The organism is Guptibacillus hwajinpoensis (assembly GCF_005144865.1).
Taxonomy (GTDB): Bacteria; Bacillota; Bacilli; order Bacillales; family Guptibacillaceae; genus Guptibacillus; species Guptibacillus hwajinpoensis_A.
This window is the reverse complement of sequence record NZ_SWFM01000009.1, coordinates 36,273-50,404: the sequence shown is the minus strand read 5'-3', so window position 1 is coordinate 50,404 and position 14,132 is coordinate 36,273. Positions and strand designations below refer to the sequence as shown.

The window sequence follows — 14,132 nt, the reverse complement described above, 5'->3', positions numbered from 1 at the left end:
TTTTTGACTCATAACATCGCACTTTTGGTAATATAATGCGCTGATGGGACGAGGGGGGTCAAACACGTGTCTGACCCCCCTCACCAAAAAAGGGGTGGAAATACCATATGCTAATTTCTATCTTAATTAAGCTTTTCCTCATTGGTTTTGGTGGGTTACTACTAGGTGCCATGGTAGGAAAGTGCGCTTATACATATTATCAACATCGTTTAGAAGCACTCTATTTGTTTTGTGGTGGCTTGCTAATCGGTCTTATTGGATTTGAACTAGTGCCGGAAAGTATTCAATTATTTAATTTCTGGTCACTTCTCATTGGCTTTTCCCTTTCTTTAATCCTATTCATTTGCATGGAGAATGCCCTTCATGCAACGTTTAGTCATAAAAGCTATCTTTCACTTATAGCATTCATTTTCGCTATACTCTCTCACAATGTTCCTGTAGGTATTGCACTTGGTTTGAGCGGAAGTAATGAAGCGTTTGGGATGGCACTATTACTAGCTCTTTTTATTCATCATTTACCAGAGGGAATCGCGCTTTATATTCTAACTAGAATTAGTGCAATAAACGGAATCGTTGTTGTGATAGCTGCTTGCATTGTTTCACTAGTACTATCGTTATCGGCGGGAATTGGTATGTATTCTGTTCCATCAAGGGATTGGAATGGTATCTTCATGGGGGTTGCAATTGGCTCGCTATGTTACGTTGCTTTTCATGAAATGATCGGTAAAGTAAGAGGTAGAGTATTAAAAAGAGAGTTGTTTTTCTTTGTTGCTCTGGGAATACTTATACTGAATCTTTATCTTCAGCTTTCTCATAAATTCCTTTGACATTGTATATGAGGTTCAGTAAAATTGAACTTAAGTAATATGAACACATGCTCATGTATTGAATATAATGAACGAAACCTTTTAAGAAAGGGGGCTTACATCAATGGAAGAATATCGTCTCAAGGGGTTGTCATGCCCAAACTGCGCTGCGGGAATGGAACAACAAATTAATAAATTAGATTATGGTGAGACTGCTCGCATCCAATATAACTCTGGAAAGCTGAAACTAGATGAGAGAGTGAACCTTGATCAGGTAGAAAAAATTCTTGCATCAGATCATGCCTCGCTTATTAAGGAAGAAGACGAGCCTGGTCACGCTCATGATCATAATCATGATCATTCGAAAATAAAATTATACCTTGGCATTTCTACGGGTATTTTCATCCTAGCACTTCTGTTGGACGGGATGAGTACAGTTCCGGCCGTTCCGTTCTATCTTGCTGCTATTATTTTGAGCGGGTATCAAACGTTTATTAAAGGACTTAGAAACTTAACGAAACTTACATTCAATATAGAAACATTAATGACCATCGCATTAATCGGTGCTGTATCGATTGGTGAGTGGAAGGAAGGAACGCTTGTTGCGATCTTATTTGGCCTGAATGAATACCTTGAAGGTCTTGGGATGGAGAAAGCGAGAAAGTCGATGGAGTCCCTTCTTAAAATTGCCCCTAAAGAAGCCCTTTTACTTCAAAATGGAACGGAAAAAATCGTATCCATCAACGAATTAAAGGTCGATGATCTTGTTCTTGTGAAATCAGGTGCAAAAATTCCATCAGATGGAGTAGTTGAATCTGGGAATAGTTCTGTGAATGAATCAGCTATAACTGGTGAAGCCATGCCTGTAGAAAAAGGGACAGGTGAATCCGTTTTTGGAGGCAGTATTAATAACGAAGGGATTCTACGTGTTCGAATTACAAAAGCGTATGAAGATTCTTCGCTTTCGAAAATATTGCATCTCGTAGAAGAAGCACAAGAAACGAAAACGCCAACCGAACTATTCATTAATCGATTTTCACGATACTACACGCCTGTTATTATGCTAATCTCAGCACTCGTTATGCTTGTGCCACCAGTATTCTTAGATGGCGCGTGGGAAAATTGGTTTTATCAGGGGCTTGCAGTTCTGATTGTAGGATGTCCATGTGCGTTAATTCTTTCTTCACCGATTGCAAACATTTCGGGTATCACACGAAATGCAAGGAACGGAATTCTAGTTAAAGGATCCGTTTATCTTGAGCAACTTGGTAAAATCGATACGCTTGCATTTGATAAGACAGGTACGCTAACAAAGGGTAAACCATACGTCGAGAAGTATGAAATGTTTGATCGCGAAAAGTTTCTAGCTATTTCAGCGGCTGTTGAGAGGCATTCATCTCATCCACTGGCAAAAGCAATCATGGATAAAGTAAATGACTTTTCGTTCCCTGAAAAAGAAGCGAGTGGTGTAGAAACTGTTTCGGGTCAGGGAGTGATAGCTGAAATCGATGGTGAAAAGTACTGGGTTGGTAATGAAAAAAGTGTTGCACATGTATCCATACCATCTAACATCCAAACAATCATTGAAGCAATGAAACAGGACGGATTAACGCTTGTGATTGTAGCAGATGCCAAGAACATACTAGGGGTATTCGGTATCTCAGATGAAGTTAGAGAAGAGAGTGCCTCTGTTATAAATGATCTCCATGCTTCGGGAATTAAACATACAGTTATGCTAACAGGAGATCATGAACAAACCGCTGAGAAAGTTGCTGGACGTGTTGGCGTACGTTCATACTTCGCAGGTCTTTTGCCTGAAGAAAAGGTTGAAAAAGTGAAGCAACTTACACGAGAAGGTAAAGTCGCTATGATTGGTGACGGAATTAATGATGCACCAGCACTTGCTTCGGCTGACCTCGGAATAGCGATGGGAAAGGGTACAGATAGTGCGATTGAAACGGCAGACATTGTACTCATGCAGGATCATCTTGGAAAGTTACCTGAAGCCATAACGATCGCGAAGCGCGTGAACCGAACGATACGCTTGAATATTGTTCTTGCGCTTGGCTTAAAACTCATCGCTCTTCTCCTTACAATCCCTGGATTATTAACATTATGGATCGCCATACTCTCAGACATGGGAGCTACGATACTTGTTACGGTAATCAGTCTCACAATCCTATGGGATAAAAAGAAAGAAACAAATCCAAAAGTTAAAACACAAACTGAACCACAGCATTCGTAACAAAACCTCTGGGTGAGCCCAGAGGTTTTTCTTTTGCTTTGGCACTCTTCAGTATTGGTTAAGCCCTTCTTCTTTAATCATGTCAACAAGTCAACTGACGAATTTGTATTTGGATTTTATTGTATTAGCCTCCTAGCGCTATTATGATTGTTATTAATAAGAGAGAATTAACACGTATCAGCAATCAGGATTTTAGGAAAGCGTCAACGATATAAGAAAATGTCAACAAGTCTTCTGACAAAATGAAAACGCTTTTTATGATACGTAAGAAGGGGAGGATATACAATGAGTGAACAGAATTCAACAGAAAAATCTGGATTAAAAGTAAAAGTTCAGCGGTTCGGAAGTTACTTAAGCAGTATGATCATGCCGAATATTGGTGCGTTTATTGCTTGGGGTATCATTACTGCACTATTTATACCAACTGGATGGACGCCAAATGAAAACCTAGCTGAGTTGGTAGGTCCAATGATTACCTATTTACTTCCGCTATTAATCGGCTATACCGGGGGTAAAATTATTCATGGTGGTCGAGGAGGAGTAGTTGGTGCTACAGCTACAATGGGTGTCATCGTTGGAGCAGATATTCCAATGTTCCTCGGAGCAATGGTCATGGGTCCTCTTGGTGGTTACGCAATTAAGAAATTTGATCAAGCCATTCATGGAAAAATTAAGTCTGGTTTTGAAATGCTCGTTAATAACTTTTCAGCTGGAATTATCGGCGGTCTCTTAACAATACTAGCATCAATAGGAATTGGACCTGTCGTACTTGGTCTGAATAAAGCACTTGCAGCAGGAGTACAGGTTATTGTTGATGCAGGCCTTCTACCTCTTGCAAGTATTCTAATTGAACCAGCTAAAGTTCTATTCTTAAATAATGCGATTAACCATGGGATTTTAAGCCCGCTTGGTATTGAGCAGGCAGCTAATACTGGCAAATCAATTCTTTTCTTACTAGAATCAAATCCTGGACCAGGTCTTGGTATTCTTCTTGCCTACTGGTTTGTTGGAAGAGGTACAGCGAAACAGACGGCACCCGGTGCAGCCATCATTCATTTCTTTGGTGGTATTCATGAGATTTACTTCCCGTACATCTTGATGAAACCAGCTCTTCTACTTGCTGTTATTCTTGGTGGAATGAGCGGTGTGTTTACATTAACTATTTTCGGTGCTGGCCTTATTGCACCACCTTCGCCAGGTAGTATCTTTGCTCTAATGATCATGACACCGCGTGGAGGTTATCTTGGAGTTCTAGCGGGCGTTGTGGTAGCCACAGTTGTTTCTTTCCTTGTCGCATCGTTTATCTTAAAACGATCAAAAGATAGTGGAGAGGACATTTCAGAAGCGACTGAAAAAATGGAAGCAATGAAGGGTAAGAAAAGTAGCGTTTCGTCTAACCTTAGAACAAATTCGGAAGAACCGAAAGAAGCAGAAGCACCTTCTTATAGCAATATCGCCAAAGTAGTCTTTGCATGTGATGCTGGGATGGGATCAAGTGCAATGGGAGCTTCCGTCCTTCGTAATAAGTTTAAAAAAGCAGGATTAACGGACATTGAAGTTATAAATACGTCAATTAGCAACCTTCCAGAGGATGCAGATCTTGTTATTACACACCAGGATCTAACTGATCGAGCGAAAGTCAAACTTCCTAAAACGAATCATATTTCGGTTAAAAACTTCATGAACAGTCCGAAGTACGATGAACTTGTTGCTGAATTATCTTCCGCAGGTAAAGCACCAGTGGAGGTAGAACCAGAACAAGTGGAGAATAAAGAAATTAATAAAGTAGTTTTTGCATGCGATGCTGGAATGGGATCAAGTGCAATGGGGGCATCAGTTCTTCGCAATAAGTTCAAGAAAGCGGGTCTTCAGGATATTGAAGTGACGAACACTGCAATTAGTAACTTACCTGATGACGCTGATTTAATTGTGACTCACCAGGACTTAACAGATCGAGCAAAAGCCAAACGTCCTAATACAGAACACATTTCAGTTGCGAACTTCATGAATAGCCCGAAATACGAAGAGCTTGTTGAAAGACTTAAAAAATAGGTAAAGCCAAAATTCGAGGTGAACCGAGTGTTTATTTCAGCAAGGGAAAGAAGAATTCTACAGTTGCTACTAGATAGTAATGAATTCTTTACTGTAAAAGGAATCGCTGAAGAACTAGAAGTGAGTGAACGAACGGTCCATCGCGATTTAGCCGGTGTAGAGGGTATTCTTACTGAATATGACCTTAAACTTATTAAGAAAGCTGGAGTTGGTGTACAGATTGATGGTGAAGAGTTGAAGCGTAGTGAGCTCATCACATACATTTTTGACCTTGATATCACTGAGTACACACAACAGGAGCGGGAAACGCTGATTCTATGCAAGCTTTTAGAATCAGCCGAACCCATAAAGTTAGTCGGCCTTGCCAATGATTTAAGAGTAACCGTTGCTACGGTTAGTAATGATTTGAACAAAGTTGAAGAATGGCTTGAGAAAATGCAGCTTTCACTAATACGAAGGCGGGGGTATGGCGTGCAGGTAGAGGGAACTGAAGCTTTGAAAAGACACGCTATGAGTACCTTGCTAGCTACTGAGTTTAACGATTCAGATTTCTTCACGTTAATAAAGCAATCCATTCAGAAGAAATCTCAAGGTACTCTTTTGGAATCTGCGTCTGAGCGCTTACTTGGTCTTGTAGACAGAGATAAACTACTAAAGGTAGAGAAAATAGTAGATGAAGTAAACGATGAGTTACCCTATATGATTGCAGATAGTGCGTATATTGGTTTAATCGTTCACTTAACCCTCGCAGTTGAACGAATCCAAAAGGGTGAAAAGATTGAGATCGATAATGATTATTTAATTACGTTAAAAAGTACGAAGGAATTTAATTTTGGAAGGTTGATTGGTGCAAAACTCGAATCATTCTTCAGAATACACATTCCTGAAGCAGAAATTGGCTATATCACCATGCATTTGCGTGGGGCTAAATTAAGAAACACAAGTGATTATTTTCTTGAAGAAACAAATTACCCGATTGTTGTTAAGGCTAAAGAGTTGATTCGTTACGTAGAAGAACGGATGCATGCTGGGCTAGAATCAAATGACTCTCTTCTGCAAGGACTTGTTACGCATCTTGGTCCAGCAACTCATCGGATAAGACAAAATATGACTATCCATAATCCATTATTGGATAAAATCAAAGAGGACTATTCAGATCTCTTTGATTTGTTAGATGGTGCAATTAAAGAAATTTTTTCAAATGTCCCTATACCAGAGGAAGAGGTTGGTTTTCTTGTTTTGCACTTCGGGTCTGCACTTGAGGGGAGTTACGAGAAAAGAGATGTCTCTATTCTTGCTGTCTGTTCTAGTGGAATCGGAACGTCGAAAATGCTTGCGGCACGTCTTCAACAAGAGCTGCCAGAGATTCATTTGATTAAGAGTGCATCTTTGTTTGATTTCGAAGACGAGGATAAAGAAAACTATGACTTGATTGTCTCAACGATCCCATTGCCTGACTATGAAGGGCAATATATCAAAGTCGATCCTTTCTTAACTGAAGAAGAAACTCACCGTATTCGTTCAGCCATTCAGAGAAATTTCTTAACTAAAAAAAGAAAAGTAATGGCAGAAGAACAAAAAGTAACGTTTTCTAGTGTTACAAAGGATCAATCGATTAGTTGGTTCCGAAAAGCAGAATTATACAGCAAGGCAGCTTCCGCAATCTTGAAGCAATTTCGCATTTTTGAATCTACTAATTTAAATGTTGAAAGCCTACTAGAACAAGAGTGTGAACGGCTGGAGAGGGATGAAGTCCTTTTAGATTCGTCTCATATCGTTACGGCACTTTTAGAGCGAGAAGAAAGAAGTGGCGTTGGGATACCAGGTACTTCACTTGCTCTTTTTCATACAAGAGCAGTTGGAGTAATCAACCCTGTGTTTACAATTGTTCGATTAATGAAACCAATCAATAGGAAGGCGATGGATGGTTCTTCCATAGAAATGGATACAATCCTTCTTCAACTTGCTGCTGAAGAGTCATCAAGTGAAGCCATTGAGATTATGAGCTTCATTAGTACATTGATTATTGAATCTGAACAAACTATAGCGCTTTTTTCTGAGAGCGATCAGGAGACAATTGAATTATATCTCGCTAACAAAATCAAAAATCATGTGGAAAAACAATTAGAAATCAAAGGAGACGATTATAATGGCTAAAGAAATTCTATCAACTGAGAATGTGGTATTAAATGAAAAGGCTAGTTCAAAAGCAGAAGCAATTCGAATGGCTGGTCAAATTCTTGTAGACAATGGGTATGTGGAAGCGAGCTATGTTGATCAAATGCTTGAACGTGAAGAAATCACAACAACGTATATGGGTAATTCAGTAGCTATTCCTCATGGCACAGAAGATGCGAAAAAAGCAGTAAAGAATTCTGGGCTTTCTATCGTTCAGCTTCGTGACGGAGTAGACTTTGGAGATGGAAATATCGCAAAAATTATCATTGGAATTGCCGGAAAGGATAATGAACATTTAGAAATCCTTTCTCAAATTGCCATTGTGTGTTCTGAAGAAGAAAATGTAGAGCAACTTATTCAAGCAGATTCGAAAGAAACGTTAATTTCAATGTTTGATGAGGTGAATTAATATGCTTGCTGTTCATTTTGGAGCTGGAAATATAGGAAGGGGATTCATTGGTAAGCTTCTTTCTCAAGCAGGATATGAAGTATGTTTCGTTGATATCAATGAAACAGTCATTAATGAACTTAATAAGCGTAATCGATATACTGTCGAAATTCTTGGTCAGGAAAGCGACCAAATCACAGTAGAAGGTGTAAGGGGAATCAATAGCCAGAAGAATCCTGAAGCGGTTGTAGATGCTATTTACGAAGCTGATTTGATTACGACTGCGGTTGGTCCAACCGTTCTTCAGCTTATTTCTTCAGTTATTAAAGAGGGTATCGGGAAAAGAATGTCAGCAGGAAAAGACCCAGTTAATGTTATTGCATGTGAAAATATGATTGGCGGAAGCACTTTACTTAAGAATGCAGTAGCAGAGAAAATGGATTCCGTTGAGCGTGAATCCCTTAATCAGTATGCTGGTTTTCCTGATGCTGCCGTAGATCGAATTGTACCTAATCAATCACATGAAGACCCATTAATGGTAGCAGTAGAACCTTTCTACGAATGGGTAGTTGATGAAACTATGATGGCAGGTAAGGTTCCTGATATTGCTGGACTAACGTATGTGAATGATCTTGCGCCATACATCGAGAGAAAGCTATTCACTGTAAACACTGGTCACGCAATAACAGCCTACCTTGGTTATCAAGCAGGAATTAAGACGATAAAGGATGCACTTGAGAGTGAAGCTATTCATTCTGATGTGAAAAAGGCACTAGAAGAAACTGGTGAGTTATTACATCATAAGCACGGTTTTGAGTCTGACAAGCACGATGCTTATATTACAAAGATTCTTAGCCGCTTTCTGAATCCGCATCTTGTAGATGAGGTTACTCGTGTAGGGCGTGCTCCAATTCGTAAACTAGGACCAGATGATCGACTTGTAGGTCCAGCTAGACAACTTGCTGAGTTAAACAAAGAACCAACATATCTCGCAAAAGGAATTGCAGCAGCATTGCTATTCGATCCACAAGATGATGAAGAAGCTGCAACAATCCAAAATAAGATTAAAGAAGATGGAATTACAAATGCCATTACTTCGTTTACAGAAATTCAAGAGGGAGATAAGCTATTCCAAATCATTATGAAACATTTCGAGGAAATGAAGTAGGTTGATCTGCTGAAAGAGAAGCTCAAGCTGGAGCTTCTCTTTTTACTTGGCTCTTTTCTAAAAGATTGTTGCTTTTGAAATAATTATTGAATAAAAACACACACTTCGCTGATTGGAGCGGAAGGATGCTCGACTCCTGCGGGACTAGCGGGACAGGTGAGACCCCAAAGGAGCGTAAGCGACGAGGAGGCTCACCGCCCGCCCCGCGGAAAGCGAGCATCCTGCAGCGGAAATCAAACGCTATACAGTAAAAGCAACAATGTCTACGAAAAGAGCCTTTTATTTTCACTAAATTAGTCATTATAGGTTCACATTAGCATAAATTTTTTGAGACTATTTCATATTAGGACTTGTGTCCGTTCTACTTCCTATCTACTATTAAGGTATGGCAATTGTCATAACCATAAAGAATTGGAAGGGGAACATTAATGTACAATATTTTACTACAGTCTCATGCGGGGTCATGGGCGATTCTTGTTCTACTATTAGTTATCAGTTATTTTGCCCCTAATCAAAAAATCACGCCGATGATTCAGCGTTTATTCTACCTGATTATGATTATTACTGGGGTTAGTATGTTAGTGATGATCGGTTTCCCACTGCTCTATGTATTCAAGGGTATCCTAGCAATTGTCCTAATTGGATTTATGGAAGTCGTTGTAGGGAGAAGAAAGCGTTCAGAATCAACAAAAGTTTACTGGATCGCGGTTATTGTACTTCTTCTAATTATTCTTTCAATCGGATACGACATAATCTAGTAAGTAACAGGATATGAAAAAAACGAACAAAAGCGACGGCCGATTATGGCCGTCGCTTTTGTATCATCTAGCTGCAGTGCCCAGCCTCTCGACCGTTTCACCATACAAAATGAATACAAAAGGCGTGTTCTTTTTGTATGGTTCCAACGCTTTTCGGGCCTAACGGGGCACTTCCGCTTTTGTATCATCTAGCTGCAGTGCCCAGCTTCTCGATCGTTTCACCATTTAAAATGAACACAAAGAGCGTGTTCTTTTCATAAGGCTCCAACGCTTTTCGGGCCTAACGGGGCACTTCCGCTTTTGTATCATCTAGCTGCAGTGCCCAGCTTCTCGATCGTTTCACCATTTAAAATGAACACAAAGAGCGTGTTCTTTTTAAAAGGCTCCAACGCTTGTCGAAGCTAAACGGGCACTTCCGCTTTTGTATCGTCTAGCTGCAGTGCCCCAGTCCCTCGATCGCTTCACCTTATGAAATGAACACAAAGAGCGTGTTCTTTTCATAAGGCTCCAGCGCTTTTCGGGCCTAACGGGGCACTTCCGCTTTTGTTATTCCCAGGGTTTTTGGGTGGTTAGGAGGCCGGCTAGTTCTTTACTTGCTTGACGGTGTTCACGGCGTTTTTGGGCACGGGCTGGTGCAGTTTCGTGAAGGTTCTTTTCTTCTTCTGTTTCAGGTATTACTTTTGGAACGCTAAGTGGGTTTTTATTTTCATCAAGGGAAACGAATGTAAGGAAAGCTGTAGCTCCAATCTTTCGTTCGCCAGATAAAAGATGCTCTGCGATTACTTTTACAAACACTTCCATCGAAGATTTACCGGTAAACGTAACATATGCTTCAAGACAAACAGAGTCGTCTGGAGTAATTGGATAGAGGAAATCAACTGAATCAGTTGAGGCCGTTACGACTTCACTCCGGCAATGACGCATGGCTGCTATTGATGCGATGTCATCGATGTCCCTCATGAGCTGGCCGCCGAAAAGAGTTTTGTGATTGTTCGTTGCTTCAGGGAATACGTGGCTTGTTTTGACAACACGTGATTCGCGAATATATTTGTTTTCCATGGTTGTCTCTCCTTTAAGTATGCATTTCTTGTAGTCTATCTTTACTATGCCCTTGAATTAGTATTGAAAAACCTTTCTCAGAATGAGTATGGAAAAAGAATTTATTTACCCTTCTCCATTAAATCTCATCTAGTTGTATAGAAAAAGCCTAAATTACCACAAACTCATTAAGCTTCTAATGATTGGGGATGTTAAGAAATGAAAGGAGTGTGAGTCGATGAGAATGTTCTTATGTGTCCTATTATTCATTACCTTACTTCCCAATCAAGTGTCAGCTGAAAGTACCAAAGGTGATAGAGAGCTTGCAATTGTGATTGATGACTTTGGGAATAACATGGGTGGTACGGATGAAATGCTAAAGCTTCCCGTTACTTTGACGGTTGCGATTATGCCATTTCTCGAAACCACTGAGCGTGATGCTAATCTTGCTCACAGTCTTGGGCATGAAGTGATTGTCCATGTTCCAATGGAGCCAATTAAAGGCAAGAAAAGCTGGCTTGGACCAGGGGCTATAACAACAAATTTATCTAATGGAGAGATTAGAAAGCGTATTAATGCTGCTATTGATGCTGTGCCACATGCAGTTGGAATGAATCATCATATGGGTTCAAAAGCAACAGCTGATGAGCGGGTTATGAGAATTGTACTAGAGATTTGTCGTGAAAGAGGTCTTTATTACCTTGATAGTAGAACAACCGATAAAACCGTGATCCCAGAGTTATCAGAAGAAATCGGAGTTCCGTATCTTGAAAATGAACTGTTCTTTGATGACGTTTATACAATTCGACATATGAGTAGAAAGGCGCAGGAGCTCGCTGAACGCTTGAAAGATAATGATGCTCATATAGCCATTGGACACGTAGGTATCGCTGGCGAGAAGATGGTAGCTGTTCTAACCGAGTATATCCCGATCTATAAGGATGATGCTGTTATTGTGAGGTTATCCGAGATGATTCCTGGATTTGAGATGATTGATGAAAGCATGCCATAAAAAAACTTTCATGTCTTTTACTTTAATGTTAACCTATTAATTATATTGGTTAACATTAAAGGGGGGAGAAGAATGAGAAACACGAATAAGCTTCGAATGACGATAGTATGTGGAATCTTTGCAGCCATAACATCAATCCTTGCCCAAATTGAAATTCCACTACCTCTTGTTCCTATAAGCGGTCAGACACTAGCTGTAGGGTTAACGGCTACTATTCTTGGTAGCCGTTACGGTGCTATAACCATGATTTGTTATGCTGCACTTGGAGCAATTGGGCTACCTGTATTTGCACAAGCAAAGGGAGGACTAGGCGTCCTGTTTGGCCCAACAGGAGGATATATCTTTGCTTTTATTGTAGCAGCTTATATAACTGGACTAATTCTAGAAAAAACATCTTTTTCGTTTACGAACGCTCTCATAGCGAATACCGTTGCTATGGTCTTGATCTTATGTCTTGGAACAATTCAGTTAAAATTTGTTGCAGAATTATCTTGGAGTGATGCATTTGTTTTTGGGGTTTATCCTTTTATTATTGTGGGTTTAATCAAGGCATTTCTTGCTAGCTGGTTAGGAATAACGGTACGTAAACGACTTGTTCAAGCAAGGTTATTACAAAGTAATCGTCCATCTGCTCGGGTGTAAAGTGATCTAATTACGCTTCTCGCACGTTAGCTAAGAAACAATAAAATGGGGTGCTAGTAGTGGAATCAAAAATAGAATGGGGCTTACTAGGAGGAAGAATTACTCTTGGAATCATTATGTTAGCTCATGGTATACAGAAGCTTGGCGGAATGGAGAACACGATTGCGATGTTCGAAAAAATTGGTCAGCCTGCTTGGCTTGCTTACGCTACAGCGATCATTGAAGCTTTGGGAGGAGCATTTCTTATTCTAGGCATTTTCGTCGTTCCGTCTGCTATTCTCCTTGGACTTACGATGATGGGAGCCATCGTACTTGTAAAGTTTCGAATGGGTTTAATCGGTGGCTACGAATTCCCGCTTTCTCTTCTTGGCCTATCTTTCATTCTTGCGTTTACAGGGAGTAGAAAACTTGCTATTTCTGGGGTGCTACTAAATAAAAATAAAGAAATAGATCAGCACGGTTAATGTGCTGATTTTTTAGTGACAAGAATGAATTAAATAAACGTTTGTTTAATGAGTGCTGACTTATGATGTTCATAATAAAAGGCTCTTTTCTCAAAGATTGTTGCTTTTGAAAGAGTTTTTGTATAAAGAACCAAACTTAGCTGATTGGAGCGTAAGGTGCTCGACTCCTGCGGGACTAGCGGGACAGGTGAGACCCAACAGGCGCAATGTTTTTGTGCGCTGAGGAGGCTCAAGCGTCCCGCCCCGCGGAAAGCGAGCATCCTGGAGCGGAAATCAACAGCATTATTGAAACAATGTTTACGAAAACAGCCTATTAAAAAAGCTTCCTCCCTTGAGGGAAGAAGCTTTTGATCTTAATAGACAAATGTGTTTAAGGAATGTCATATCCCATTGAGCTTGTAAGAATCTCAAACCACTGATCGCGTGTTAATGAGTAATTTAGCGCATCAACCGCACTGTCAATTCGTTCAGGTTTTCCTGAACCTACAATTGGCATTATGTTTGCTGGGTGGTTTAAAAGCCATGCGTAAAGAACTTGATCCATGCCTTCTGCGCCAATTTCAGATGCCACTTTCTCAACTGTCTGGCGAAGACGGACTGCTTTCTCATCATTGGCAGTGAAAACTTTACCACCCGCAAGAGGAGACCATGCCATTGGCTTCATTCGCTTTTCCTGACAAAGGTCTAGTGTACCGTCCTCGAAGTTTTCCAGGTTATAAGCAGATAGTTCAATTTGATTCGTGATTAACGGCTGGTCAACATATGACTGTAGCATGTTAAATTGATGATGCTTAAAGTTTGAGACACCGAAATGACGAACTTTACCATCCTGTTTTAAAGTAGAAAAAGCTTCTCCAACTTGTTCAGGGTCCATAAATGGATCTGGACGATGAATCAATAGAACATCTATGTAATCAATGCCAAGCGACTTAAGAGATTGTTCAGCTGAAGCAATAATATGTTCTTTGCTCGTGTTGTAATGATGAGATTGATGTGTTGGACGATTAGGTGATTCAATCACGATACCGCATTTCGTTACAATTTCCATTTCATCTCGAAGGGAAGGCTTAAGCGCAAGGGCTTTACCAAAAAGCTCTTCACACGCGTAACTTCCATATAAGTCGGCATGGTCAAACGTTGTTATACCGCGCTCAAGGTTATGTTCAATTAAAGAGAGTGTTTCTTCGCTAGACTGATTCCAATCCGCAAGACGCCATAATCCATGAATGATGCGGGAAAATGATAAATCATTAGTAATATCAACACGTTGCATATTGTTACCTCCTGATTGCGTATAAGTACACCTTTCATAATAGTGTAATAAAACCGCTTGCACAACCAAAAGGTCTTTGCTTATAATGAAGCCTCAGCCTTAATGATA

The 14,132-nt window shown here is 40.1% G+C and carries 12 protein-coding genes and 1 pseudogene; 11 read left to right on the top strand and 2 right to left on the bottom strand.

Going from position 1 to position 14,132, the window contains the following annotated elements; translation table 11 throughout:
* The first annotated feature begins 107 nt into the window (after positions 1-107).
* The 8 genes and pseudogenes from FBF83_RS19135 to FBF83_RS19105 all read left to right on the top strand — a co-directional run bounded on the left by FBF83_RS19135 (position 108) and on the right by FBF83_RS19105 (position 9,595).
* Complete coding sequence (locus tag FBF83_RS19135) at positions 108-827, top strand: ZIP family metal transporter (protein WP_136948737.1); 720 nt, start codon at positions 108-110, stop codon at positions 825-827.
* 103 nt (positions 828-930) lie between these two features.
* Positions 931-3,051 carry a heavy metal translocating P-type ATPase gene (locus tag FBF83_RS19130; RefSeq protein ID WP_136948736.1) on the top strand — a complete coding sequence of 707 codons (2,121 nt, stop codon included), beginning with the start codon at positions 931-933 and terminating at the stop codon, positions 3,049-3,051.
* Positions 3,052-3,336: 285 nt separating this feature from the next.
* Positions 3,337-4,761: pseudogene (locus FBF83_RS19125) on the top strand (PTS mannitol transporter subunit IICB); the annotation flags it as partial.
* A gap of 30 nt (positions 4,762-4,791) precedes the next feature.
* Positions 4,792-5,103: a hypothetical protein gene (locus tag FBF83_RS21465; protein WP_420875148.1), complete on the top strand. Its 312-nt coding sequence runs from the start codon at positions 4,792-4,794 to the stop codon at positions 5,101-5,103.
* A 27-nt stretch (positions 5,104-5,130) separates the two neighbouring features.
* On the top strand, positions 5,131-7,260 hold the full coding sequence (locus FBF83_RS19120; protein ID WP_205665336.1) for a BglG family transcription antiterminator: 2,130 nt from the start codon (positions 5,131-5,133) through the stop codon (positions 7,258-7,260).
* Entirely contained in the window at positions 7,253-7,690 is a 438-nt protein-coding gene (locus FBF83_RS19115) for a PTS sugar transporter subunit IIA (RefSeq protein WP_136948733.1), read from the top strand. The genes FBF83_RS19120 and FBF83_RS19115 overlap by 8 nt, the downstream gene beginning before the upstream one ends.
* A 1-nt stretch (position 7,691) precedes the next feature.
* On the top strand, positions 7,692-8,837 hold the full coding sequence (locus tag FBF83_RS19110) for a mannitol-1-phosphate 5-dehydrogenase (RefSeq protein WP_136948732.1): 1,146 nt from the start codon (positions 7,692-7,694) through the stop codon (positions 8,835-8,837).
* A gap of 428 nt (positions 8,838-9,265) precedes the next feature.
* Positions 9,266-9,595 (top strand): DUF1516 family protein, encoded by a 330-nt coding sequence (locus tag FBF83_RS19105; RefSeq protein WP_136948731.1) that lies wholly within the window; start codon positions 9,266-9,268, stop codon positions 9,593-9,595.
* Between the two features lie 546 nt (positions 9,596-10,141).
* On the opposite strand, the gene FBF83_RS19100 is transcribed toward FBF83_RS19105, so the two are convergent.
* A complete protein-coding gene (locus FBF83_RS19100; protein ID WP_136948730.1) occupies positions 10,142-10,654 on the bottom strand; it encodes an acyl-CoA thioesterase in 513 nt (170 codons plus the stop codon).
* A 217-nt stretch (positions 10,655-10,871) separates the two neighbouring features.
* Here FBF83_RS19100 and FBF83_RS19095 point away from each other — a divergent pair, with 217 nt between their 5' ends.
* The 3 genes from FBF83_RS19095 to FBF83_RS19085 all read left to right on the top strand — a co-directional run bounded on the left by FBF83_RS19095 (position 10,872) and on the right by FBF83_RS19085 (position 12,751).
* The gene (locus FBF83_RS19095; protein ID WP_136948729.1) at positions 10,872-11,645 is read left to right on the top strand and encodes a divergent polysaccharide deacetylase family protein; all 774 of its coding nucleotides are present in this window, start codon (positions 10,872-10,874) and stop codon (positions 11,643-11,645) included.
* Positions 11,646-11,717: 72 nt separating this feature from the next.
* Positions 11,718-12,287, top strand: a complete 570-nt coding sequence (locus tag FBF83_RS19090; protein ID WP_136948728.1) for a biotin transporter BioY — start codon at positions 11,718-11,720, stop codon at positions 12,285-12,287.
* Between the two features lie 59 nt (positions 12,288-12,346).
* Positions 12,347-12,751, top strand: a complete 405-nt coding sequence (locus tag FBF83_RS19085; protein ID WP_136948727.1) for a DoxX family protein — start codon at positions 12,347-12,349, stop codon at positions 12,749-12,751.
* 370 nt (positions 12,752-13,121) lie between these two features.
* Here FBF83_RS19085 and FBF83_RS19080 read toward each other — a convergent pair whose 3' ends face one another.
* Entirely contained in the window at positions 13,122-14,024 is a 903-nt protein-coding gene (locus FBF83_RS19080; RefSeq protein ID WP_136948726.1) for an aldo/keto reductase, read from the bottom strand.
* Positions 14,025-14,132 lie beyond the last annotated feature (108 nt).